20 protein-coding genes are annotated in these 22707 nt (G+C 72.2%); 8 read left to right on the plus strand and 12 right to left on the minus strand.

Features of this window, described 5'->3' with window-relative positions:
• Positions 1 to 15: 15 nt before the first annotated feature.
• Positions 16 to 342, plus strand: a complete 327-nt coding sequence (locus GCL84_RS18435) for a type VII secretion target (RefSeq protein ID WP_156756725.1) — start codon at positions 16 to 18, stop codon at positions 340 to 342.
• Positions 339 to 1202 (plus strand): hypothetical protein, encoded by an 864-nt coding sequence (locus GCL84_RS18440; protein WP_156756726.1) that lies wholly within the window; start codon positions 339 to 341, stop codon positions 1200 to 1202. Before GCL84_RS18435 ends, GCL84_RS18440 begins: the two co-directional genes overlap by 4 nt.
• 75 nt (positions 1203 to 1277) lie before the next feature.
• On the opposite strand, the gene GCL84_RS18445 is transcribed toward GCL84_RS18440, so the two are convergent.
• The 3 genes from GCL84_RS18445 to GCL84_RS18455 all read right to left on the minus strand — a co-directional run bounded on the left by GCL84_RS18445 (position 1278) and on the right by GCL84_RS18455 (position 4921).
• Entirely contained in the window at positions 1278 to 2144 is an 867-nt protein-coding gene (locus GCL84_RS18445; RefSeq protein ID WP_156756727.1) for a glycosyltransferase family 2 protein, read from the minus strand.
• A 74-nt stretch (positions 2145 to 2218) separates the two neighbouring features.
• Positions 2219 to 3361 (minus strand): glycosyltransferase family 4 protein, encoded by a 1143-nt coding sequence (locus tag GCL84_RS18450; RefSeq protein ID WP_156756770.1) that lies wholly within the window; start codon positions 3359 to 3361, stop codon positions 2219 to 2221.
• 432 nt (positions 3362 to 3793) lie between these two features.
• A complete protein-coding gene (locus tag GCL84_RS18455; RefSeq protein ID WP_156756728.1) occupies positions 3794 to 4921 on the minus strand; it encodes a glycosyltransferase family 4 protein in 1128 nt (375 codons plus the stop codon).
• Positions 4922 to 4981: 60 nt separating this feature from the next.
• Between GCL84_RS18455 and GCL84_RS18460 the strand changes: the two genes are divergently transcribed.
• The gene (locus GCL84_RS18460) at positions 4982 to 5890 is read left to right on the plus strand and encodes a glycosyltransferase family 2 protein (RefSeq protein ID WP_235926399.1); all 909 of its coding nucleotides are present in this window, start codon (positions 4982 to 4984) and stop codon (positions 5888 to 5890) included.
• On the opposite strand, the gene rfbD is transcribed toward GCL84_RS18460, so the two are convergent.
• Both rfbD and rfbB read right to left on the minus strand, forming a co-directional pair.
• On the minus strand, positions 5875 to 6783 hold the full coding sequence (gene rfbD, locus GCL84_RS18465; RefSeq protein WP_156756729.1) for a dTDP-4-dehydrorhamnose reductase: 909 nt from the start codon (positions 6781 to 6783) through the stop codon (positions 5875 to 5877). The two genes, GCL84_RS18460 and rfbD, sit on opposite strands and share 16 nt — an antisense overlap.
• A gap of 3 nt (positions 6784 to 6786) precedes the next feature.
• Complete coding sequence (gene rfbB, locus GCL84_RS18470) at positions 6787 to 7776, minus strand: dTDP-glucose 4,6-dehydratase (RefSeq protein WP_156756730.1); 990 nt, start codon at positions 7774 to 7776, stop codon at positions 6787 to 6789.
• A gap of 199 nt (positions 7777 to 7975) precedes the next feature.
• Here rfbB and GCL84_RS18475 point away from each other — a divergent pair, with 199 nt between their 5' ends.
• From GCL84_RS18475 to GCL84_RS18490, 4 genes are all read left to right on the plus strand, one after another.
• Positions 7976 to 9589 (plus strand): LCP family protein, encoded by a 1614-nt coding sequence (locus GCL84_RS18475; protein WP_197523339.1) that lies wholly within the window; start codon positions 7976 to 7978, stop codon positions 9587 to 9589.
• 100 nt (positions 9590 to 9689) lie between these two features.
• Complete coding sequence (locus GCL84_RS18480; RefSeq protein WP_235926401.1) at positions 9690 to 10979, plus strand: LCP family protein; 1290 nt, start codon at positions 9690 to 9692, stop codon at positions 10977 to 10979.
• 18 nt (positions 10980 to 10997) lie between these two features.
• Entirely contained in the window at positions 10998 to 11669 is a 672-nt protein-coding gene (locus GCL84_RS18485; RefSeq protein ID WP_156756731.1) for a TIGR03089 family protein, read from the plus strand.
• 85 nt (positions 11670 to 11754) lie between these two features.
• Positions 11755 to 12576 carry an SDR family NAD(P)-dependent oxidoreductase gene (locus tag GCL84_RS18490; RefSeq protein WP_156756732.1) on the plus strand — a complete coding sequence of 274 codons (822 nt, stop codon included), beginning with the start codon at positions 11755 to 11757 and terminating at the stop codon, positions 12574 to 12576.
• On the opposite strand, the gene GCL84_RS18495 is transcribed toward GCL84_RS18490, so the two are convergent.
• From GCL84_RS18495 to GCL84_RS18505, 3 genes are all read right to left on the minus strand, one after another.
• The gene (locus GCL84_RS18495; protein WP_156756733.1) at positions 12560 to 14608 is read right to left on the minus strand and encodes a molybdopterin-dependent oxidoreductase; all 2049 of its coding nucleotides are present in this window, start codon (positions 14606 to 14608) and stop codon (positions 12560 to 12562) included. The two genes, GCL84_RS18490 and GCL84_RS18495, sit on opposite strands and share 17 nt — an antisense overlap.
• A 54-nt stretch (positions 14609 to 14662) precedes the next feature.
• Positions 14663 to 15205: a DinB family protein gene (locus tag GCL84_RS18500; protein WP_156756734.1), complete on the minus strand. Its 543-nt coding sequence runs from the start codon at positions 15203 to 15205 to the stop codon at positions 14663 to 14665.
• Positions 15206 to 15373: 168 nt separating this feature from the next.
• On the minus strand, positions 15374 to 16537 hold the full coding sequence (locus GCL84_RS18505) for an acyl-CoA dehydrogenase family protein (protein ID WP_156756735.1): 1164 nt from the start codon (positions 16535 to 16537) through the stop codon (positions 15374 to 15376).
• 160 nt (positions 16538 to 16697) lie between these two features.
• On the opposite strand from GCL84_RS18505, the gene GCL84_RS18510 reads away from it, so the two are divergent.
• Entirely contained in the window at positions 16698 to 18413 is a 1716-nt protein-coding gene (locus GCL84_RS18510) for an acyl-CoA dehydrogenase family protein (protein WP_156756736.1), read from the plus strand.
• Between the two features lie 200 nt (positions 18414 to 18613).
• On the opposite strand, the gene purE is transcribed toward GCL84_RS18510, so the two are convergent.
• The 4 genes from purE to GCL84_RS18530 form a co-directional block, all read right to left on the minus strand.
• Positions 18614 to 19129: a 5-(carboxyamino)imidazole ribonucleotide mutase gene (gene purE, locus GCL84_RS18515; RefSeq protein ID WP_156756737.1), complete on the minus strand. Its 516-nt coding sequence runs from the start codon at positions 19127 to 19129 to the stop codon at positions 18614 to 18616.
• Between the two features lie 9 nt (positions 19130 to 19138).
• Positions 19139 to 20323, minus strand: coding sequence for a 5-(carboxyamino)imidazole ribonucleotide synthase (locus tag GCL84_RS18520; RefSeq protein ID WP_156756738.1), 1185 nt, complete (start codon positions 20321 to 20323; stop codon positions 19139 to 19141).
• A gap of 12 nt (positions 20324 to 20335) precedes the next feature.
• A complete protein-coding gene (locus GCL84_RS18525) occupies positions 20336 to 21538 on the minus strand; it encodes a glycosyltransferase 87 family protein (RefSeq protein ID WP_235926402.1) in 1203 nt (400 codons plus the stop codon).
• Positions 21539 to 21909: 371 nt separating this feature from the next.
• Positions 21910 to 22686: a GGDEF domain-containing protein gene (locus GCL84_RS18530; protein WP_235926403.1), complete on the minus strand. Its 777-nt coding sequence runs from the start codon at positions 22684 to 22686 to the stop codon at positions 21910 to 21912.
• Positions 22687 to 22707 lie beyond the last annotated feature (21 nt).

Raw genomic sequence — 22707 nt, forward strand, 5'->3', positions numbered from 1 at the left:
GGGGAGGAGCACGACATGCCGGACGGGTACGGCGTCCACACCGACGCCATGCGCGCGCACGCTGGCAGGCTCGACGGGATCAAGACCCAGGTCGGCACGGCGCTGGACGCGGCTGGGCAGGCCTCGCTCAACGGCACCGACGCCTACGGCATCCTGTGCAGCCCGGTGCTGACACCGCTGATGGGCGCCATCGAGGTGCTGGGGATGGGCGCGATCGGCGCCTCGCAGGTGACGGTCGGCGCGACGGCGGAGGGGGTGCGCGGCATGGCCGCCGCCTACGACAAGGCCGAGGAAGTCGCCACCGACATGTTCAACGGGATCGCGGAAGGACTGGGGCGATGACCAACCCGCTCGTCGCCGAGGTCAAGCCGCTCACCAGCCCCGAGGACGGCATCGCCGTCTACGACTTCGCCGTGGACGCGGGCCGGGCCATCAGCAACGGCGACTGGCTCGAGGCCGGGATCGACATGGGGGCGGCGGGCCTGGACGCGCTGGCCTTCGTCGCCGACCCGTTCGGCACCCTGCTGTCCTCGGCGTTCGCCTGGGCCATGGAGCACGTCGACCCGCTGCCGGAGATGCTCAACAAGCTCGCGGGCAACCCCGACGTCGTCCAGGCCAACGCCACGACCTGGGGCAACGTGGCCAACGCGCTGCGCACCGCCGGGTCGGAGATGACCACGATCGTCACCGAGGACTGCGCCGAGTGGACCGGCCCGGCGGTCTGGACCTACCAGCCGGTGGCCCTCGGCGAGGCCAAGCTGATCGAGGCCGCCGCCGTGGCCGCCGACGCGGTGGGCGCGGCCGTGTCCGGCGCGGGCATCGCGGTGTCGGTCGTGCGCACCACCGTCCGCGACCTGATCGCCGACGCCATGGCCGACATCGTCGTGTGGCTGGGCAAGGCCGTCCTGGCCACCGTGGTGACCGTCGGCCTGGCCACCCCGGCCCTGGTCGCCGACGTGATCCGGATCGTGGCCAAGTGGTCGAACAGGGTCGCCGACTGGCTCAAGAAGATCGTCGACACCATGAAGAAGCTCTCCGACCTGGTCAAGAAGGTCAAGCCGGTCCTGGAGAAGGTCAAGGACACCATGGAGCCGATCCAGAAGGCGGCCGCCGCCCGCTCGCTGAGCCTGGGCCAGAAGGTCACCCGCAACACCGCCGTCACCGGCGGCACCTACGACGACCAGGCCTACGCGACCCAGTAGTCGCCGGTCCCGTCCCCGAGCCGTCCCCGGACCCGGGGGCGGCTCGGGTCGTCGAGCGGGCCACGCGTGTCCGGCTCAGCGGGACTGGATCTTCAACCGGGCCGTCAGCCCCGCCTTCACCGCGGCCCTGACCGGCGCCCACCGCGCGCCCTGGTGGCGGTCGGCGATGTAGCGGTAGGCCGAGTCGTGGTGCGCGGCGAGCATCGCCGTCGACGCCTTGGCCGTCGAGACCCCCTGGATGTGCATCACCACGGCGGTGGGGACGTAGACGTTCTGCCAGCCCGCGTTGCCCAGCCGCTCCCCTAGGTCGACGTCCTCGAAGTACATGAAGTAGCGCGGGTCGAACCCGTCCACCGAGTCGAACGCCTCCCGCCGGAACAACTGGCAGGACCCCGACAGCCACCCCGCGACCCGCTCGGACACATCGGTCGCGGACTGCTTGTACGCCGTGGTCCACGGGTTCGACGGCCACACCTTGCCCAACACCCCGTGCCCGATCCCCTTGCCCAACGAGGGGACCTCCCGCGCCGACGGGTACACCACCCCGTCCCGCTCGGTGATCAGCGGCCCGAACGCCCCCCCGCGCGGCCACCGCCCCGCGGCCGCGAGGAGCTCGTCGAGCGACCCGGGCCCCCACTCGAGGTCGGGATTGGCCACGACCACCCAGCCGAACTCCGCCCCCAACTCGGCGATCCCCCGGTTGGCCCCGCCGCCGTAGCCCAGGTTGCCCCCGGTCCGCACCAGGTCCACGTGCTCGTGCGCCTCGGCCGCGGCCTCGGGAGCCCCGTCGGTGGACCCGTTGTCGGCGAGGATGACGCGCGGCGAACGGGTGGTCGCCCCGGCCAGGGTGCCGATGAAGTTCTCCAGCGTCTCACCGGGCGAATAGGTCACGGTCACCACGGCCAGCTCGTCGCCATAGCGGGTCTCACCAGAGGCAGTCACGGCAGACCATTCTGCCGGCGTCGCACACCCGCCCTGTCCTTGCCCTCGCAGCCCGGCGCGACGATCCCCGTCTCTCAGCGCCGACGACGATGCCGGACGACGGCGTGCCCGTAGGCGACCCGGTGCCCCTCCGCGCACTGCCCCCAGCTGAACTCCTTCGCCCGCCGCTGCGCCGCCGCGGCCAGGTCCGCGCGCCGCGCCCCGTCGTCGAGCAGCTCCCCCACCGCCGCCCCGATGTCGCCCGCGTCCACCCCGCAGTAGGCCACCGCGTCGCCGCCGACCTCGGGCAGCGACAGCCGCCGGGTGGTCAGCACGCTGGCCCCGCACGCCATCGCCTCCAACACCGGCAGCCCGAAGCCCTCGCCGAGCGACGGGTAGGCCACCAGCGCCGCCCCGCCGAGGAAGCCCGCCAGGTGCTCGAACGGCAGGTACCCGGCACGGATCACCCGCACCCGGTGCGGCACCGAGTCCAGCGCCCGCTCCACCTGCCGGTCCCACCCGGGCTGCCCGGCCAGCACCAGCGTCGGCGGCTCCGGCCTGCCCTGGCAGGCGGCGGCGAACCCGCGGATCAGGGCGGGCACGTTCTTGCGCGGCTCCAGGGCGCCGAGGAAGGCCACGTAGTCGCCGTCGTCGAGGCCGATCTCGGCGCGGGCGGCGGCGACCTCGGCCTGCGTGGGCGGGTGGAAGCGGTCGACGTCCACGCCGTGCTGGATCACCGCGAGCTGCCCGGGGTTGGCGCCCGCGACCCGGGACAGCTCGGTGGCGGTGGCGACGCTGGGGACCACGCACAGGCTGGCCCGGACCAGCGAGGTGCGGGTCCAGGCGCGGAAGAAGCGGGCCTTGATCGAGTGGTGCAGGACCGGGTCGGTGAAGAACGTGGCGTCGTGCAGGGTCACCACCGAGGCGGCCTGCGCGGCCAGCGGCAGCGTGTAGTGCGGGGAGTGCAGGACGTCGACGCCGAGCCTGCGGACCAGCCGGGGCAGGGTGGTCTGCTCCCAGGTCAGGCGCGCGGTGCGGGTGGACACCGACTCCGAGGTGGGCACGACCCGAGCCCGCGGCGCCAGCGCGGCGTACAGCCCGGCGTCCCGCGGCTGGCAGACGACGCTCAGCGCCCCTCCGTCGGCGGCCCCGTCCGCGGCGAGCGCCGCGACGAGCGAGTCGACGTACCGGCCGACCCCGCCCCGGTCGGCGGGAACGGCGGTCGCGTCGATCAGCACGCGGGGGTCGGCCACCGACCAAGAGTACGACGCTGCCTTTTGCTGATGCCCACGAACGCGTGAACTTCCACCACGACCGGGTCCACCCCCTTCACGCGCCCCTCCCCCGCCCCGAGACCGCGGCACCCCAGACGATCTCATCACCAAGATCAAAACCAACCGGGCCCACCGGGCCACCACACCCACGACGAGGTTCACCCAGACGCAGCACCCACCCGACTCGACGACCCGCACCCAGACGAAGACGACAACACCAGTCGCGCAGTCACCTCGTCCAGACCAGCAGGGCCCGCGCACCGCAACCAGGCTCAACCTGCCTTGGCAGCGCACACTCCAGGTGCGACCACCCACCGACTCCACGCGAAGGCAACGGCACAGCCACTCAGGCCCCGCGCGACACACCCACAAAGTCACCACGCGCCACGACCAGGCTCAACCAGCCTTCGCCGCGTGCAGCCCCAGGTGCAACCGCCACACCGACTCAGCAGCATGCGCCCACGTGAACGTCGCGGCACGGGCCCGTCCCCGGTCCACCATCGCCGCCGCCCGCTCAGGCGACCCGATCACCGAGACGAGCACCCTGGCCAGGTCCGCCGAGTCCCCCCGCACCGCCGACTCGCCCGCCCCACCCGCCACCTCGACCAGCGCCGGGGCGTCGGAGTGCACGACCGGCACGCCCGCCGCCATCGCCTCGAGGACCGGCAGGCCGAACCCCTCGGCCCGGCTCGGGGCGGCCAGCACCGTCGCCCGGTGCAGGACGACCGACAGCTCGGCGTCGGTGAGCTGGCCCAAGGCCCGCAGCCGACCGGGCGGCAGGCCGTGCTGGGCGGCCAGCGCGCGCAGGTCCACCCCGCCCCAGCCCATCGGGCCGACGGTCACCAGGGGCAGGTCGGGCGCCTCCGGGCCCGCCATCGCCGCGATCAGCACGTCGAGGCCCTTGCGCGGCTCGACGGTCCCGACCGCCAGCACGTAGGCCGAGGGCAGCTTCAGCTCGCGCACCACCCGCTCCACCACGTCCTCCGGCGGCGCGGTGCGCAGCACGTCCGGCACCCCGTGCCCGACGACGTGCACCTGGGCCGGGCCGGGGGCGTGCTCGGCCAGCTCGGCGGCGACGGAGTCGGTGGGGACCACGAGCGCGTCGGCCCGTTGGGCCGCTCGCCGGATCACCGCCCGGTGCCAGGCCGCGCCGCGCGGCGTCAGCGTCTCGGGGTGGGTGAAGGGCACGGTGTCGTGCACCGTCACCACCAGCACCTTCCCCCGGCGCGGGGTGGCGGGCGCCAGCGGCGTCGGGGCGTGCACGGTGTCGCCCCCCGGCCACAGCGGCAGCCCGTACTCCCAGGCCAGCGTCAGCGCGCGGCGCGGCAGCGACAGGGCCCGCGCGGCGCCGAGCCCGGACACCCGGGCGGGCTCCGGGTCCCGGTGGCGGGCGGCCACACCGGTGACCGACCACCCCTGCGGCGCGGTCCCGGCCAACGCCGAGGCCAGCTCCCGCGTGTAGCGGCCGGTCCCCCCGGGGACGGGCGCGAGCAACTGCTCGGTGAGCACGACGAGCTCAGGCACGGCCTCACCCTTTCACGACGGGCTCGACCTGGGAACGAGGGCGCGCGCTACGGTTCGTCCGTGCGCACGACGGTGGTGGTGGTGACCTGGCGGGGCCGCGGGCACCTGGCCGACTGCCTGACGGCCCTGGCGGCGCAAACCCGTCCACACAGGACGGTCGTGGTGGACAACGCCTCCACCGACGGCAGCGCCGCCATCGCCGCCTCGTTCGCCGACGTCGAGGTGGTCCGCCTCCAGCGCAACCAGGGGTACGCGGGCGCCCTCGCGGCCGTCGAGCCCACCGTGACCACGGAGTTCACCGCCTGGCTCAACGACGACGCGGTCCCGGCCACCGGCTGGCTCGCCGCCCTGGAGGACGCCATGGCCCCAGCCGTCGGCGCCGCCAGCGCCCTCCTGCGCCGCCCGGACGGCACGGTCCAGTCGACGGGCGTCGGCCTGACCTCCCGCGGCTACGGCTTCGACCTGACCACGGCCCCGGTCTTCGGCTTCTGCGGCGGCGCGGCCCTGGTCCGCACGTCGGCTCTGTCGCAGGCAGGCGGGACCCCCGCCGACTTCTTCTGCTACTACGAGGACACCGACGTCTCCTGGCGGCTGCGCCTCGCGGGCTGGGACATCGTGTCCGTGCCGGAGGCCGAGGTCCTGCACGCCCACGGCGCGACCTCGCGGCTGGGCTCGCGGCGGTTCCACCGCTGGAACGAGCGCAACCGGCTGGTCATGCTGCTGCGCTGCGCACCGCTGCGGGTGGCGTTCGCCGAGCTGGCCCGCTTCCTCGTCACCACGGTGACAGCCCTGGTCAGACGCCCCGAGGGGGCCAACTTCCGCCCGGGTCTGCGGCTGCGGGTCCTCGCCGAGGTCGTGCTCCGCCTCCCCCGCGCCCTGGCCGCCCGCCGGCGCGGCGACCGCCGCGCCGACCTCTGGCGCACCTGGGCGGGCACGCGCCCGCAGGGGCAGGCTCAGGCGGGCCGGTAGGCGGCGGCGTCCTCGGCGAAGGCGGCCGACAGGGCCTCGCGCCAGGGGCGCAGCGGGGGCAGGCCGGCCTCCGCCCACGCCCGCCCCGACAGCACCGAGTACGCGGGCCGGGCGGCAGGCGTCGGGTAGTCCGCCGTCGTGCACGGGGAGACCCGGGCGGGGTCCGCGCCGAGCTCCTCGAAGACGGCCCTGGCGAAACCGCACCAGGTCGTCTCCCCCGCGCCGGTGGCGTGCAGGACGCGCGCGGCCGGGCCCCGGCCCGCGGTGGCGCGGGCGGCGAGTTCGACGAGACCGGCGGCCAGGTCCCTGGTCCAGGTGGGCGCGCCGCGCTGGTCGTCCACCACGGACAACCGGTCGCGGGTGGACTCGAGGCGGGCCATGGTCTTGACGAAGTTGGCGCCGTGGGCGCCGTAGACCCAGGCGGTGCGCACGATCCAGGAGCGGGCGCCGGAGCGCAGGACGGCCTGCTCCCCGGCCAGCTTCGTCGCCCCGTAGACCGACTTCGGGCCGGTCTCGTCGTCGACCTCGTAGGGCCGGTCGGCGTCGCCGGGGAAGACGTAGTCGGTGGAGACGTGGATCAGCGGCAGGCCGCGCGAGGAGCACGCGGCGGCCAGCACCCTGGGCCCGTCGACGTTGACCGCGTAGGCCCGCGCCCGGTCGGACTCCGCCTTGTCGACCGCGGTGTAGGCGGCGGCGTTGACCACCGCGGCGGTGTCGCCGCGCGCCGCGGCGGCCTTGGCGAACGCGGACACGGCCGCGATCACCGCCCTGGTCTGGGTCAGGTCCAGCGCGGCGGAGTCCTCGGCCCGCACGAGCAGGTCGGGGCCTGCCAGCGCGGCCAGCTCGCGGCCGAGCTGGCCGGAGCCGCCGGGGACGAGAAGGGCGAGGGCCACCGCTCAGCCCCCGATGGCGGCGCGGCGCATGAGCGGCTCCCACCAGGCCCGGTTGTCCACGTACCACTTGACCGTGTCGGCCAGGCCCTGCTGGAACGGCACCCGCGGCGCGTAGCCCAGCTCGGTGGAGATCTTGGTGATGTCGACCGAGTAGCGGCGGTCGTGCGCCAAGCGGTCGACGACCGGCTGGATGAACGACTCGTCGCGGTCGGTGGCCCGCAGCAGCAGGGTGGTCAGCTCGCGGTTGGTCAGCTCGGTGCCGCCGCCGATGTTGTAGACCTCGCCCGCGCGCCCGCCGTCGGCGACGAGCTGGATGCCGTGGCAGTGGTCGTCGACGTGCAGCCAGTCGCGCACGTTGAGGCCGTCGCCGTAGAGCGGGATCTTCTTCCCGTCGATCAGGTTCGTGGTGAACAGCGGGATGACCTTCTCCGGGAACTGGTACGGCCCATAGTTGTTCGAGCACCGGGTGACGCAGACCGGCAGGCCGTGGGTGCGCTCGTAGGAGCGGGCGATCAGGTCGGAGGACGCCTTCGACGCCGAGTACGGCGAGTTCGGCTCCAGCGGGTGCGTCTCGGGCCAGGAGCCCTCGTCGATCGAGCCGTACACCTCGTCGGTCGAGACGTGCACGAACTTGGCCACCCCCGCGTCGAGCGCGGCCTGCAGCAGGGTCTGGGTGCCGAGCACGTTGGTCACCACGAAGTCCGACGCCCCCGCGATCGAGCGGTCCACGTGCGACTCGGCGGCGAAGTGCACGACCAGGTCGACGCCCGCCATCGCCGCCCGCACCAGCGCGGCGTCGCAGATGTCGCCCTCGACGAACCGCAGCCGGTCACTGTCCGCGACCGGGTCGAGGTTCGCCCGGTTCCCCGCGTAGGTGAGCTTGTCGAGCACCACGACCTCGGCGTCGGCCAGCGTCGGGTACGCCCCGCCCACCGCCTGCCGCACGTAGTGCGAGCCGATGAACCCGGCCCCGCCTGTCACCAACACGCGCATCTAGCGTCCACCGTCCTTGATCGCGCCACCTGGGCCCCCGGTCGGCGCCGAGTCTTCCATGCCCCGTTCCGGCCTCGCTCCGTGCTTGGCCTTACCCCCGTTCGATCACGGTGTGTCTCCAAGAGTGATGTCCGGCGTGCTCTCAGCTCAGCCTGGGTAACCTGTTCAGGGGACAGCATGGGGACGGGGAGGAGCGTGCGTGGACGAGCGTGCGCAAGCGGTGAACGACTCCGGCGGCCCGGACGGGCCGGGGGAGCCCGCCACCGGGCCGTGGTGGCTGCGCGCGGGCAGCACCCTGGTCAAGTCGCTGGCCGCCGTGGTGTCGGCCGCCGTCGTGGCGGGCACCGGGTACGGCTGGTGGACCTTCGGCGACATCGACGACGGGACGGCGACCACGGACGTGATCGACGCCCGGCCCGGGGACACCGGGCCGGTGCCGCTCGACGGCGCGGTCGACATCCTGCTGGTGGGCATCGACAGCCGCACCGACTCGTTCGGCAACCCGCTGCCCGAGGAGGTCCTGTCGATGCTCAACGGAGGCAAGGCCGACGGCGAGCGCAACACCGACACGATGATCCTGGTGCACATCCCGGTCGACGGCCGCCGCGCGGTGGCGTTCTCCTTCCCGCGCGACTCCTGGGTCGACATCGGCGAGGGCTTCGGCAAGCGCAAGCTCAACTCGGCGTTCGTCTACGCCTACAACGACACCCGCAAGACCCTGGTCGAGCAGGGCGTGGCCGAGGCGGAGGCGGAGAAGCAGGCCACGGTCGCGGGCCGCAAGAACCTGCTGTCGTCCGTCGAGCGGCTCGTCGGCGGCGCGGTGACCATCGACCGCTACGCCGAGGTCAACCTGGCCAGCTTCTACGAGGTCACCAAGGCCATCGGCGGCGTCGACGTGTGCCTGAACAACGCCGTGCGCGAGATCCGGTCCGGAGCGGACTTCCCGGCGGGCAGGCAGTCGGTGTCGGGCAAGCAGGCGCTGGCGTTCGTGCGGCAGCGCTACGGCCTGCCCAACGGCGACCTGGACCGGATCGTGCGCCAGCAGGCGTTCCTGGCCGCGCTGGCGAACAAGGTGCTGTCCGCGGAGATGCTCACCGACCCGTCCAAGGCCAGGCAGCTCGTCGAGGCCGTGCAGAAGTCGGTCGTGCTCTCCTCGAACTGGAACCTGAGCACCTTCGCCAGCCAGATGCAGGGCCTGTCCGGCGGCAACATCGATTTCGTGACGGTCCCCAACCACGGCGACGCCAAGATCGGCGGCGCCGACGTGATCAAGGTGGTGCCGGCGGAGGTCGCCGCCTTCGTCCGCGACCGCACCGAGTCCGCCGATGACGAGGCCGAGGCCACGACCGGCGGCCCCGCCGCCACGCCGACCCCGCCGAGCACGACCCAGCCGCCCCCCGCCGCCGACCCGGACGTGCGGGTGGACGTGCGCAACGGCTCGAACACCAGCGGCATCGCCCTCACGGCCCTCAACACCCTCGTGGCGGCCGGGTTCGCCGCGGGCGAGGTGGGCGACTCCACCGTCCGCACCAGCTCGGTGATCCAGCACGCCCCCGGCGACCTGGCCAAGGCGCAGGCCGTCGGCGCGGCGCTGGGCAGCACGTTCGGTTACGAGGAGAACGCGGCCCTGGCCGTCGACCGCGTCCGGGTCGTGCTGGGCACGAACTACCGCACCAGCACCGCCACCGATGACTCCGGTGGGCTGTTCAGCTCGCAACGTTCACCCGATCGAAGGACATCGAGCGCGGCCCCAGGCACCAGCGTCGCCCCGCCGGTCACCATCGATGCGGGCAGCGTGCCCTGCGTGAACTGACCACCAACATCACGATCCGTGGTCGACTCCGGCAAACCCGCCCGGTCCCACCGCGCGCGCTGCAACCCTGGGAGTGACAGTGACGCGCGAGGAGGAGCCAGTGACGGACCGGCCGGAGCCCACGAGGGCCGAGGACGCCCCGGACCCGACCGGAGCCGAGTCCACTGAGTCCGCCGAGGCCGGCGAGGCCCCGGCGCCCGACGAGCCCGCGGCGACCCCGCGCCGCCGCGCCTCCGGCTGGCTCATCGCGGGTCGCGCCGCGGTCGCGCTGGTCTCCGCCGCCGTGCTGGCGGCGACGGGGCTGGTCACGGCGCGGCTCGACGAGTTCCAGGACAACGTGACCAAAACCGACGCGGTGGCCGCGGCCCAGGAGGCGCCGAACGCGCCGCCGGTCGACGACGGGGGGACCGACATCCTGCTCGTCGGGTCCGACACCCGCACCGACCTGCAGGGCCGCCCGCTGTCGGCCAGGGTGCTGCGCGAGCTGCGGACCGAGGCCACCGAGACGATCAACACCGACACGCTGATCCTGTTGCGGCTGTCCAAGGCGGGCGGACCGGGCTACGCCATCTCCATCCCGCGCGACGCCTACGTCCCGGTGCCCGGCCACGGCGAGGAGAAGATCAACGGCGCGTTCGGCGTGACCAAGTCCCGGGTCGCCAGGGAGCTGCGCGCGCGGGGCGAGACCGACAACACCAAGATCGAGGTCGAGTCCGACAACGCCGCGCGCAGCGCGCTGGTGCAGACCGTGCAGGGGCTCACCGGGGTCCGCGTCGACCACTACGCCGAGATCACCCTCTACGGCTTCTACCTGCTCACCGAGGCCATCGACGGCGTCGACGTGTGCCTCAACCGGTCCACCAGCGACCCCGACTCCGGCGCGGACTTCCGCCGCGGCCCGCAGACCGTGCGCGGCGGCGACGCGGTGTCGTTCGTCCGCCAGCGCAAGAACCTGCCCCGCGGCGACCTCGACCGGATCGTGCGCCAGCAGACGTTCCTGTCCTCGGCGATGAGCAAGGTCCTCTCCAGCGGCAGCCTCACCGACCCGGCCCGCCTCGGCGCGCTGGAGCAGGCCGTGTCCAAGACCGTCGTCATGGACCCGTCCCTGCACTTCCTCGACCTGGTCGAGCAGGCCCAGGCCCTGGCGACGGGCCAACTCCAGTTCGTCACCATCCCCGTCGCCGCGGTCGGCGTCCGCAACGACAAGGACCAGAGCATCGTCGCGGTCGACATCCCCACCGTCCAGCGGTACGTGTCCGCCCTGGTCTCGGCGACCCCGCCGCCCGCACCCCCCGCCCCGACCACCGTCTCCGACAAGCTCGGGGGCCGCAAGCTCCTCGACCTGGGGGCCCCCGCCGCCCCTGTCGCCCAGGTCCCCTGCGTCGACTGACCCCGGTACGTTGGCCGGGTGAGCCTCACTGAAGCCCTCCTGCGCCCCCTCGCCCAGGTCAAGCCCCTGATCACGCACTACGACGACGCCGCGGGCACCCGCCAGGAACTGTCGGTGGCGACCGCGGCCAACTGGGCGGCCAAGACCGCCAACTGGCTGGTCGAGGAGCACGACGTCGAGCCGGGCACCCGCCTGGCGGTCCAGCTCCCCCCGCACTGGCAGACCGCGGGCATCCTGCTGGGCGCGTGGTGGGCGGGCGCCCACGTCGTCGCCGAGCCGGAGGACGCCGCGCTGACCTTCGTCGCGCCAGGGAACACCGCTCCGGGCCTGGTGGCCGCCGTCTCCCTGGACCCGATGGGCCGCGACCTGGGCGGCACCAAGGACGGCGTCGTCGACTTCGTCGGCGAGTCCCGCCTCTTCGGCGACGACTTCTTCGGCTCCCCCGTCAGCGGCGACACCCCCGCGTTGGCGGGCCTGACGGTGGACGAGGTCCTGGCGAGGGCCAAGGACGTGGTCGAGCCGGGCGCCAGGGTCCTGTCGACGATCGACTGGTCGGTCCCCGACGGAGTGCTGCGAGCCCTCGTCGCCCCACTGGCCGCGGGCGGTTCGGTGGTCCAGGTGACCGGGGTCGACGAGACCAAGCTGGACGCCAAGCGCACCTCGGAGCGCACGACGACCGACCTCTTCTAGACCGCCCCAGCGACCACGCCGCCCCTTGCCCCCCTTCCTTACTTCCAGTAAGTTACGCATCAGTAAACAACGGGAGGTGTGGGCAGTGAAGTCATTCGCCGACAAGGTCGCGGTGGTGACCGGCGCGGGCTCCGGCATCGGCCGGGAACTGGTGCTGGGCCTGCTCGCCGAGGGCGCCCGGGTGGCCGCCTCGGACATCGACGAGGTGGGCCTCAAGGAGACCGCCGCCAAGGCGGGCGCGGGCGACCGGCTGCGGACCTACAAGCTCGACGTCGCCGACCGGGACGCCATCTACGCCCACGCCGAGCAGGTCGTCGCCGACTTCGGCGGCGTCGACGCGGTGTTCAACAACGCGGGCGTCGCGCTCAAGGGCAGCGTGGCGGAGATGACCGACGCCGACCTCGAGTGGGTCATGGACATCGACTTCTGGGGCGTTGTGCACGGCACCCGGGCGTTCCTGCCGCACGTGACGGCCCGGCGGGGGCACATCGTCAACGTGTCCAGCGTGTTCGGGTTCATCGGGGTGCCGACGCAGAGCGCCTACAACGCGGCGAAGTTCGCCGTGCGCGGCTTCACCGAGGCGCTGCGCCAGGAGATGACCGTCGGCCGGACCGGCGTCGGGGTCTCCTGCGTGCACCCGGGCGGCATCAAGACCAACATCGCCCGCAACGCCCGCACCTCCGACCCGGACGAGATCAAGTCGTTCACCAAGTCGCTCGACGCGGTCGCGATGACCACGCCGAGGAAGGCCGCGCGGACGATCCTCAACGGGGTCAAGCGGAACAAGGCGCGAATCCTCATCGGACCGGACGCCTACGTGCTCGACCTGCTGCCGAGGCTGCTGGGCTCGTTCTACCAGCCGCTCGTGGTCCGCGGCACCAGCCGCACGCTCACCCGGAAGAAGTGACCGCCCGGGGTGCCGGTCCCACCCGGACCGGCACCCCGTTGAGCACCGCGTTGCCGGACACCGCGTCGACCACGGCGGGGTCGGTCAGGTCGTTGGCGCTGGCCGCCGGGTAGCCGTGCGGGAGGCTGACCACCCCGGCCATGACCTCGTCCGACGCGGTCACCGGCACCGTGACCTCCCCGACCGCGGACGCCACCACCACGTCGTCGCCGTCGCGCAGGCCGTGGCGGGCCAGGTCGTCGGGGTGCATGAGCAGGTGGTGGCGGGCGCGGCCCTTAGTCAGGCGCCGGACGTCGTTCATCCAGGAGTTGTTGGCCCGCAGGTGGCGGCGGCCGATGAGCAGCAGGCCCTCCGGCGGCGCCATCGCCGCGACCGCCTCGACCCCGGCGGCGAGGACGTCGGGGACGAGGTCGACGCGCTTGCCCGTGGTGCGCAGGCGGCCCGGGAACGAGGGCTTGAGCGCGCCGAGGTCGATCCCGTGCGGGTTGCGGCGCAGCTTGCGCAGCGAGAGCCGGTGCGGGCCGGTGCGCAGCAGGACGTCGAGCAGGGTCCTGGGGTTCAGGCGCAGCCGCAGGGTGGTGAACGGCTTGGGCTTGAAGCGCTTGGCGTAGCGCAGCCCGAGGTCGCGGAAGATCTCCCAGTCGTGCCGGGCGTCGGGGTGCTTGGGCAGGACCGGACCGTTGAACCACGCGGCGTCGCGCACCGCGAACGCCGAGAAGACCAGGTCGTAGTGGTCGCGCTCGAGCGCCGTGGTCGGCGGCAAGACGACGTCGGCGTGCTCGTTGGTCTCGTTAAGCTTGACGTCGATGGCGACCATGAAGTCCAGTGACGCCAACGCCTTCGCCATCCGCCGACCATCCGGTGTGGACAGGACCGGGTTGCCCGCGTTGACCACCAGCGCCCGGATCCGCCCCTCCCCCGGCGTCTCGATCTCCTCGGCCAGCACGGCGACGGGCAGCTCCCCCGCGAACTCCGGCAGGCCGCGCACCCGGCTGCGCCAGGCGTCGAAGTGACCGGGCGAGACCAGCTTGAGCACGTCCACGGCAGGCCGGGGGACGAGGGCGCCGCCGGGCCGGTCCAGGTTGCCGGTGATGATGTTGAGCAACTGCACCGCCCACTGGCACACCGCGCCGTGCCGCTGCATCGACACCCCCGTCCTGCCGTAGGCCACGGCGGTCTTGGCCGAGGCGAAGTCCTCGGCGAGCCGCGTGATGACCCGCGCGTCGACGCCGGTGATCGGGGCGGCCCACTCTGGGGTGCAGGGCGCGACGAGGGCCGCGAGCTCGTCGAGACCGTCCACGTAGGGCGGTGGGGTGGCCGTCGGGAGGATGAGGTGGACCATCGCCAGCAGCAGGGCGGCGTCGGTGCCGGGCCGGATGAAGTGGTGCTCGTCGGCGGTCTTGGCGGTCTCGGTGCGCCGCGGGTCCAGGACGACGAGCCGCCCGCCCCGGTCGGCGAGCGCCTTGCGGCGGCGGGCGAAGTCGGGGACGGTCATCAGGCTGCCGTTGGAGACCATCGGGTTGCCGCCGATGACGAGGAAGTGGTCGGTCCGGTCGATGTCCGGGATGGGCAGCATCAACTGGTGCCCGTAGAGGCGCTGCGCGACGAACTGGTGCGGCAACTGGTCGACCGAGGTCGCCGAGAACCGGTTGCGGGTGCGCAGCATCCCGAAGAACGCCGTCCCGTGGGTCATCGCCCCGAGGCTGTGCACGGTCGGGTTGCCCAGGTAGACGCCGACGGCGTCCTTGCCGTGCCGCTCCCGCACGTCGGCCAGCCTGGTCGCGACGAGGTCCAGCGCCTCGTCCCAGCCCATCGGCTCCCACCCGTCCGCGGTGCGGCGCACTGGCGTGCGCAAGCGCTTGCCGTCCTCGTGCATGTCCGGCAGCGCCACCGCCTTCGGGCACAGGTGCCCACGGGAGAGCGGGTGGTCGGGGTCGCCCTGCACGCCGGTGACCCGGCCGCCCTCCACGGTCAGCGCCAAGCCGCAGCAGGCCTCGCACAGGTTGCAGGTGGCGAACCGGGTCTCCGTCATGGGTGGGATTGTGCCCCGCGGGGGCGTCAGCCCACCATGGTCAGCCCACCCTGGTCAGCCCATCGTCTTCTGCCCGTCGATCGCCTCGCGCACGACGTCGGCGTGCCCCGCGTGCTGGGTCGTCTCGGCGAGGATGTGCAGCACCACCCGCCGCACCGACCAGGACACCCCCGACTCGAACCAGGGCGCCTCCGGCAGCGGGAACGCCGCGTCCAGGTCCAGCGTCGCGATCAGCTCGTCGGTCTTCGCCGCCACCGCCTCGTACCCCGCCAGCAGCCCCTCGAGCGTCTCGTCCTCGGTCATCCTGAAGTCCTCGGCCCACTCCTGCTCGGACGGCAGCCCGGTCGCCATCAGCTCCGCCCCGCCCACCATGAACAGCGCCCAGCCCGCCTCGCAGTTCGACACGTGCTTGATCAGCCCACCCACGGTCAACTCGCTCACCGTGGTCCGAGCCCGCGCCTGCTCGTCGGTCAGGCCCTTCGCCGTGAACCGCAGGAACCCCCGGTGCTGCCGCAGCGTCTGGAGCAGGTCGCCGCGCTCGCCGCCGATGGCCTCGACGGAGGCGGTCTGCGTGCGGTCCTGGATGAGGCTGCTCATGAGGTTCTCCTGATCTCGTCTTCTTGAGTACAAGCAGAACTCTAGGCCGTCTTCCGGACAACTTCGGTCCGCAATGACCGCCGGGTGTCAAGATCTTCGACCGCACCCTCGCGAACGCCGAACTGCCCCCGGCGACGTGGTCGCCGGGGGCAGTCGGAGGAGCGGGGCTCAGCCCTTGAGGAGCTGGCGGGCCATCACCATGCGCTGGATCTGGTTGGTGCCCTCGTAGATCTGGGTGATCTTGGCGTCGCGCATCATGCGCTCGACCGGGAAGTCGCGGGTGTAGCCCGCGCCGCCGAAGAGCTGGACGGCGTCGGTGGTCACCGACATCGCGGTGTCCGAGGCGAAGGTCTTGGCGGCCGAGGAGGCGAAGGAGGCGTCCGGCTCGCCGCGCTCGACCTTGGCGGCGGCGGCGTAGACGAGGTGGCGGGCCGCCTCGATCTTCACGGCCATGTCGGCGAGCATGAACTGCACGCCCTGGAAGGTGCCGATGGCCTTGCCGAACTGCTTGCGGTCCTTGACGTAGGCGATGGTCTGGTCGAGCGCGCCCTGGGCGATGCCGAGGGCCTGGGCGCCGATCGAGTGCCGGGTGTGGTCCAGGGTGCGGAACGCCAGGCGCAGGCCCTGGCCGGGCTCGCCGATGACGCGGTTGTCCGGGATGGTGCAGTTCTCGAAGTAGATCTCGCGGGTCGGGGAGCCCTTGATGCCGAGCTTGCGCTCCTTGGGGCCGACCGAGAAGCCGGGGTCGTCCTTGTGGACGATGAAGGCGGTGATGCCGTCGGCGGGCTTGGCGGCCTCGGGGTCGCTCACGGCCATGACCGTGTACCAGCTCGAGATGCCCGCGTTGGTGATCCAGCACTTGGTGCCGTTGAGGACCCAGTGGTCGCCGTCCAGCCGCGCCCGGGTGCGCATGGCGGCGGTGTCGGACCCGGCCTCGCGCTCGGACAGCGCGTAAGAGGCCATCTCACCGCCCGTGGCGATGGTCGGCAGGACCTCCTTCTTGAGCTCCTCCGAGCCGCCCAGGACGAGGTTCATCGTGCCGAGCTTGTTGACCGCGGGGATGAGCGAGGACGACACGCAGACGCGGGCCAGCTCCTCGATGACGATGTTGCCCGCGATGGAGTCGGCGCCCTGGCCGTCGTAGGCCTCGGGGATGTGCGGGGCGTTGAAACCCGCCTTGTTCAGCGCGGCCAGCGCCTCGTCGGGGTAGCGCTCCTGCTCGTCGACCTCGGCCGCGTAGGGGGCGATCTCCTTCTCGGCGAGGTCGCGCACCGCCTCGCGCAGCGCGTTGTGCTCGTCGCCGAGCTGGTACAACCCGAAGCCCGCGTCCACCTTGCCACCTCCACATGTCACCAGGTCCGCGTCAATGTTAGCGCGCGTTCACATCGTTGCCCTGTGTTCTGGGGCACCCGCCGCAAGACCCTTGGCCCATCGGTTACCAAGAGGTAACTTACCGGCAGGTACCCGCCGTCATCGCCCCGGAGTCGCCGCCATGCCCGGACCTCTGTTCTCCCCCGCGGACTACGACCCCGCGCGGTTCGACCCGGAGACGCGCCGACTGCTGCGCGCCACCATCGACTGGTTCGAGGCAAGGGGCAAGCGCGCCTTGGTCGCCGACTTCCACGCCAAGCGCTTCCACGCCGACTTCCTGCGCTTCGCCGCCCAGGAGCAGCTCTTCGCGACCCTGCTGACCCCGCGCGCCGAGGCGGGCCGGGCGGCGGACAAGCGCTGGGACACCGCCCGCATCGCCGCACTGTCGGAGATCCTGGGCTTCTACGGCCTGAGCTACTGGTACCCGTGGCAGGTCACCATCCTGGGCCTGGGCCCGGTGTGGCAGAGCGGCAACCAGACCGCCCGCGCCCGCACGGCCGCCGTCCTCGACGAGGGCGGGGTGTGCGCCTTCGGCCTGTCCGAGCGCGACCACGGCGCCGACATCTACGCCACCGACATGGTGCTCACCCCCGACGGCCAGGGCGGCTACCGCGCCACCGGCGGCAAGTACTACATCGGCAACGGCAACGTCGCCCGGGTCGTCTCCGTCTTCGGCCGCGTCGAGGGCGTCGAGGGGCCGGACGCGTACGTCTTCTTCACCGCCGACAGCGCGCACCCGAACTACCACCTGGTCCGCAACGTGGTGCCGCAGCAGATCTACGTGTCCGAGTTCCGCCTGGAGGACTACCCGGTCACCGCCGACGACATCCTGCACAGCGGCCCGGCCGCGTTCGACGCCGCGCTGAACACGGTCAACATCGGCAAGTTCAACCTCAGCTTCGGCGGCATCGGCATCGCCGAGCACTCCCTCTACGAGTCGATCACCCACGCCCACAACCGCGTCCTCTACGGCAACCGGGTCACCGACTTCCCGCACGTGCGCGCCCAGTTCGTGGAGGCCTACACCCGCCTGCTGGCCGCCAAGCTGTTCTGCGACCGCGCCGTGGACTACTTCCGCTCGGCGAACCCGGACGACCGCCGCTACCTGCTGTTCAACCCGGTCACCAAGATGAAGGCCACCACCGAGACCGAGCGCGTGGTGAACCTGCTGACCGACATCGTCGCCGCCAAGAGCTTCGAGGCCGACAGCTACCTGACCGTCGCCGCCGCCGACATCCGCGGCCTGCCCAAGCTCGAGGGCACCGTGGCGGTGAACATGGCCCTGATCCTCAAGTTCCTACCGCAATACCTCTTCCCCCAGGGCACCCACGCCGACATCCCCACCCGCCAGGCCCCCGAGGACGACGCCTTCCTCTTCCGCCAGGGCCCGGCACGCGGCCTGAGCGCGATCACCTTCGCCGACTGGCGCGAGGCCTACCGCACCTTCCAGCACATCCCGAACGTCGCCGTGTTCTCCGAACAAGCCGACGCCCTCACCGCCTTGGTGACCGCGGGCATCACCCCCGACCAGGCCAAGGACCTGGACTTCGCCATAGCCCTGGGCGAACTGTTCACCCTGGTCGTCTACGGCCAGCTCATCCTCGAACAAGCCGAACTGACCGGCACCGACACCCAGGCCCTGGACCAGATCTTCGCCACCTTCACCGACGACTTCTCCCGCTACGCCACCGCCCTGCACGGCAAGCCCTCATCGACGGCAGCGCAGCAGAAGTGGGCCCTGTCGGCAATCCGCAAGCCCGACGTGGACCACGACCGCTTCAACGCCGTCTGGAACCAGGTCGTAGCCCTCTCCGGAACCTACGAGATGAAGCCATGACCCAGGGGCTCACCCACATACACACCCCCACCTGCCACACCCCGGCCTGGACCCAACACTGGCCGCCCTTGTTTCGGGAGGCTGGTGTCGAGGGTGGGCGAAGCCCATCGCGCAGCGACGCGAAGCGCCCTTGACGCCAGCCTCCCGGAGTTGAACGATCGCGGCGACCGGACACCCGGCAATGCGCCAGCGAGCCGACCTCAGCGAGCCGCCCCCTCCGCCACAGAAGCCCGCAGCCGAGCGTCCTTCTCCAACACCATCTCCTCCAGGGAAGCCGCGAAAGCCGTCAACTTCTCCCGCAGAACCACGTCCGAAGCAGCCAGCACCCGCACAGCCAACAACCCCGCGTTCCGCGCCCCGCCCACCGAGACAGTGGCCACCGGAATCCCAGCGGGCATCTGCACGATCGACAACAGCGAGTCCATCCCGTCCAGGTACTTCAACGGCACCGGCACCCCGATCACCGGCAGCACGGTCGCCGAGGCCACCATCCCCGGCAGGTGCGCGGCCCCACCGGCCCCAGCGATGATCACCCGCAACCCCCGGCCCGCCGCCTCCTGCGCGTAGGTCAGCATCCGGCCGGGCGTCCGGTGCGCGGAGACCACCCCCACCTCGAACGGCACGTCGAACTCAGCCAGCGCGTCAGCCGCGGCCTGCATCACCGGCCAGTCCGAGTCGCTCCCCATGATCAGACCAACCTGCGGGTTCTCAGTCATCAAAAACTCCTAGTGGATGCTGTAGCCGTCGAGCCACACGGCGTGCGAGAGCCAGTGGGCGGCGAGTCGGGCCTTTTCCCGCAAGGACTCCAGGTCGTCGCCCAGGAACGTCACGTGCGCGACCTTGCGCCCGGCGCGTTCGGTCTTGCCGTAGAAGTGCGGCCGGGCGTCCCGGTACCGCGCGAACAAGTGGTGCAACCGCTCGTCGACGCCCATCGCAGGCGTCTCGGCGGCTCCCAGCACGTTGGCCATCACCGTCCACGGCGCCAGCGTGTCCGTCGCGCCCAGCGGGTAGTCCAGGACGGCCCGCAGGTGCTGCTCGAACTGCGACGTCCGGGACCCGTCGATGCTCCAGTGGCCCGAGTTGTGCGGTCGCATCGCCAGTTCGTTGATGACGAGCCCGGCGTCGGTCTCGAACAGCTCGACGGCCATCACCCCCACGACCTCCAGTTCGGTCGCGATGCGCAGCGCCATCTCCTGGGCGGCTTGCGACCGCTCCCGCGGCACCCCGGGGGCGGGGGCGATGACCTCGACGCAGATCCCGTCGACCTGCACGGTCTCCACCAGGGGCCAGCACCCGCCCTGGCCGAACGGCGACCGCCCGACCATCGCCGCCAGCTCCCGCCGCATCTCGACCTTGGCCTCGGCCAGCAGCGGCGTCCCGGCGGCGAGCAGCTCGGGCACCAACCCGGCCGCCTCGGCAGCCGAGGAGACCATCCACACGCCGCGACCGTCATAGCCCCCGCGAGCGGCTTTGAGCACCGCGGGCCAGCCGTGCGCGTCGCCGAAGGACACCAGGTCCTCGACCGAGGCGACCTCGGTGAAGGCGGGGACGGGCAGGCCGAGCTCGGCGAGCTTGCGGCGCATGACCAGCTTGTCCTGGGCGTGCACGAGGGCATCGGGTCCGGGGTGGACCCGGACGCCGTCGGCGACGAGGGCGCGCAGGTGTTCGGTGGGGACGTGCTCGTGGTCGAAGGTGACCACGTCGACCGTCGCGGCGAAGCGGCGCAGGGCGTCGAGGTCGGTGTGGTGGCCGAGCATGACGTCCGGCGAGACCAGCGACGCGGGCTCGTCGGCGGCGACGGCGAGCACGTGCAACGACTGGCCGAGGGCGACGGCGGCCTGGTGCGCCATCCGCGCGAGCTGGCCGCCGCCCACCATGCCGACGGTGGGGAATCCGGTGCGCTTGTCCACGAGCCCGGGACTCTACAGACGCGACCTGGAGCGCTTGACCAGCACTATCGCCCCGGCCACAACCGGCACCAGCAAGTAGGCGCTGCCGATCACGTATTCCGGGGGTGTCCACTCGAACTCGACGGCCAGCCCGTTGCGCATCACGAGCAGCACGCAACTCGCGAAGACGGCCACCACCGCGGCCACCGGCCACACGTCCCGACGGCCGCGGACGCGGGAGAGCAGGAAGACCACCAGCGGCACCGCCCACACCCAGTGGTGCGACCAGGACACGGGACTGATCAGCAGTCCGAAGAACGCCGTGACCAGCAGCGCGGGCAGTGGCTCTCCCCGCGCGGCCAGCTTGCGCACCCACAGCGCGCACGGCACGGCCAGCACGATCGCGATCGGGACGACGACCCGCATCGACCAGTCGGCGTTGTCGGTCAACCGCAGCACCAGCCCGTTGAGCGACTGGTTGCCCGCCCAGTAGATGGGCCCGATGCGCTGCGGGTCCTGCACCGCCCTCCCCCAGAACGCGGCGACGTCGTGCGGCACCAACCCCAGCATCAGCAGTTGCAACACCAGGAACGTCCCCACCGCCCTGGCCGCGTCCGCCCACCGCCGCAACAACAACAAGTGCCCCACGAACACCAACGGCGTCAACTTCACCGCAGCCGCGATGCCCACGAGCACCCCGCCGAACCGGCTCCCCCGCGTCCCCAGCACGAGCACGTCCACCATCACCAGGACCAGCAACACGAGGTTGATCTGCCCGAGGAACAACGTGCGCCACACCGGTTCCAACCCCACCAGCACGATCCCCAGCCCCACGAGCACCACCCGCTCATCCATCCACTGTGGACGATCCGGCAACGCGCGAACCGCCACCGAGACCGCCACGGCCAACGCCCCCAGCGTGACCGCCCCCAAGATCCCCCAAGCCACCTGCGTGGGCACCAACGCCAACGGCACGAACAACAACGCCGCCGTCGGCGGATAGGTGAACGGCAACCGGGCCCATTCCGGCTCGGCACGCAACGACATGGCGTCGTAAAGCGGCTCACCTCGCAACAACGCCACCGCCCCCGACCGGTATACGGCGTTGTCCACCCCCAGGTGCCACCCCAACACCCACCCCACGACCCCCGCGACCAGGCAAACCCCCGGCAACACCGCCAGCGGCCACCACCGCGCGACCCCACCCACGACCTCAGCCCCCACCCGCTCAGTCACCCGCACAGCAAACCACGCCCCAAAAAGCCAGCCGACACGCCCACGGATTCACGTGAAACCCCCGTAAGCCCACCCCACACCCACCCAGCCACAACCACGTCTCACCCCCAGCTCCCCACAGCCCCCTCCATCACCCACCCCACCAGCGCCCCGCCCACACCCTCATCACCCAGCACCCCTTCCCACCACCACACCCCACCCAAAAGCTCTGTCATCCCTGGGCCTCGACCCAGTCCTGGCCGCCCGTAGCTCCGCGGCCCCACGGGACAGGCCCCACCCAGCCCACACCAGGGCCCCAGGTCACCCAAAGATCATCTTCCCTTGGAGACCCCCGATGTCAACACCCACACCACCAGCAGTCATCCACACCCTCACCCCCGAGCCAACTCCCGAAGCATCTCCCGCGCCTCCTCCTCCGACCCAGGCAAAACCTGCCCCCGCACCCGCACCCCAATCCCCACCAACGCCGGATCAGCCATCAACGCCGAAGCCACCCGGTGCCGCGCCGCCGCGGCCCGATGCCCAACCCCATCCCCCCGCCGCGCGATCACCAGCACAACCGACGACCCCAGCGCCGCAACCGTCTCCCCGCCATCGAAGACCTCACGCAAACACTCCGCCAAGAGCACGGACGCCATCAACCGAGACCACCCCGAGGTGGCCGACAGGTCCAAGCTGATCACCACCGCCGAGAACCGGTCCCCCGCGGTCGTCCCCGCCCGACGCGCCTCCCGGTACATCTCCCCCACGCGCACCCGCAGATAAGCCGCCGTGGACAACCCGGTCAACGGGTCCGCACCGCACTCAGCCGGAGCGGTGGCCGCCTCGGCCCAGGACTCCGCGGTGCGCCGGAGCAGGGCAGCAGGAGTGGCGTCAGGATTAGGGGAGACGAGTTCGTGCGGAACCGTCAGCACCGCGTGCAGGGCCGCGAGGTCGGCCAGCGTCTCCGGAAGGGTGGCCCCCGCGCGGGCACGGGCGCGCCCCAGGGCGGAGAGGGCTTCAGCCAGGTCTTGACCCGCCAGCGCCGCCGCGCACACCGTGTCGACCTCGGGGACGGCCCAGTCCCCGGGGTAGCGCCAGCCAGCGGCCGCGCTCGCGGACCGCCACCGGTCGCGGAGCGAGCCCAGTCTGCTGCTCGTGTGCTGCAACGCCTGTTCCCTTTCGCAGTT

This window comes from Actinokineospora pegani, from assembly GCF_009745975.1.
Classification (GTDB): Bacteria; Actinomycetota; Actinomycetes; order Mycobacteriales; family Pseudonocardiaceae; genus Actinokineospora; species Actinokineospora pegani.